This is a genomic window from Muribacter muris, assembly GCF_001038205.1.
In the GTDB taxonomy this organism is placed as follows: Bacteria; Pseudomonadota; Gammaproteobacteria; order Enterobacterales; family Pasteurellaceae; genus Muribacter; species Muribacter muris.
Genome location: NZ_JWIZ01000010.1, coordinates 1 through 1,599, shown reverse-complemented (window position 1 = coordinate 1,599; position 1,599 = coordinate 1). Strand labels below are relative to the sequence as shown.

Annotated in this window: 3 protein-coding genes; 1 reads left to right on the top strand and 2 read right to left on the bottom strand. The window is 34.6% G+C overall.

Features of this window, described 5'->3' with window-relative positions:
- A partial coding sequence (locus tag RO21_RS13320; protein WP_047976140.1) for a hypothetical protein occupies nt 1-271 on the top strand: 271 nt, incomplete at its 5' end.
- 226 nt (nt 272-497) lie between these two features.
- Here RO21_RS13320 and RO21_RS02045 read toward each other — a convergent pair.
- Entirely contained in the window at nt 498-944 is a 447-nt protein-coding gene (locus RO21_RS02045; RefSeq protein ID WP_047976139.1) for a hypothetical protein, read from the bottom strand.
- A 4-nt stretch (nt 945-948) separates the two neighbouring features.
- On the bottom strand, nt 949-1,599 hold a 651-nt coding region (locus RO21_RS02040; RefSeq protein WP_047976138.1), incomplete at its 5' end, for an RHS repeat domain-containing protein.

Genomic DNA, 1,599 nt, shown 5'->3' with positions numbered 1-1,599 from the left:
TGGCGGAAGTCGGGGCATCAATGCCCGTGGCTTGCAATGCGTGTTTGTCGAAAAAGTGTTTCGGCTCATTCCCTGCCCGTTGTCGGATAAGGTTATCCATCGCATCATACTGCTGATGCAACTGAAAGCCCTGCGGGGTGTAACGTGCAATTTCATTGCCGTTGGCATCGTAATCGCAAAAAAGTTGCAGTATCTGACCGCTTGTGTACGAGACAGTACATTCTTGATGATATTAGCATCAAAATTTTACGGCTACGATGTGTTGTTTTAATAAATTGCTAAAGAGCAAATAAATTACCTCTAATTAAGATAATTCAACTTCATTATATTCCGAAAATTCAAAACCTACTAACCCATTATCTTCTACTAATTTTTTGAATTTATCTGTTACAAAAACTCTAGATATTTCTTCTTCAATAGTAAAGAATATTCATTAGAAATCTTTGCTTTATATAACTTTCCTTTTCCGTGTCAATTAGATTTGGGTATTTATATTCTTAATCCTCAATAAATTCTAATAACTCATTATTATCATCAAGCCTTGTTACGGATTGTTTCACTTTACTTATTGCTAAATGTATAGCATATTTTTCCGCATCTTCTCTTAAAATATCAATAAGCCCTAATTCTACATAGCTTAGAAAATAAACAGCTTGCTCTTTAATAGTGGGAATTTTTTTATAGGGAATATTTAAATAAAAATCAATCTCTTGATCCTTTCTGTACATCGTTGGGCCTGTTACTGTAAATTTATTGGAATGGCAACTAATATTTAGCACCAATGTATAATCGGTTGTGTCTGTTTTCATTCCTTTTCTAAGGGGAATTTTCTCAATATAAAGATTTTTATTTAACTCATTGGTCATAAATATATTTAATTTATAATTAAAATTAAAAAACATTCCCGGTTCAAGATATACTAGTCTAAAATAAATTTCTTTCATAATTCTACCTCTTACATTTTTTCACAACAGGCTCTAGATTTGGCTTATAACTCTTTTGGTTTCCTAAAGGTACTTTTCCATACTTACGATAGAAACTATCTAATTTACTTGTTTCCATCTGTTTTGCTAATTCCGTTGTTTTTAATCCTTTCTCAATTACTCTTGGTTCAACATTTTGCTTTCCATAAAGATTTCCTAATTTTCTTACTTGTTGATGCAATCTGGTCGGTAATCCACTTGATTTTGTAACTCTATTTAAATCAGCTTTCCCGTACTTATATACCTCTCCGTTAATCTTAATTTCATAAATTCCAAAATTTCCTTTTGACTTATTGCTATTTAAATGTAAGCCGAGCGTATCTAACCAATCTATTGGATTAAACACATAAGAATAAGGCGTTTCCCCACCCGCTAGCCCAATCGGATCTAAACACAGGTAATTCCCCGTTTCAGGGTCGTAATAACGGAAGCGGTTATAAGCCAATCCTGATTCTTGGTTTAGCCACTGCCCCGCAAATAACATCTCCGGGTCAAGCGGGTTCGGGTATTTGAACTGATACCAATCAAAACAAATTCCCCAAAGGGTGCGTTTTTCTGCCTTCCACGCCAGTTCGCCTTCGGGGGTAAACAACCCTAAAATCTTACCGTTCGGTTG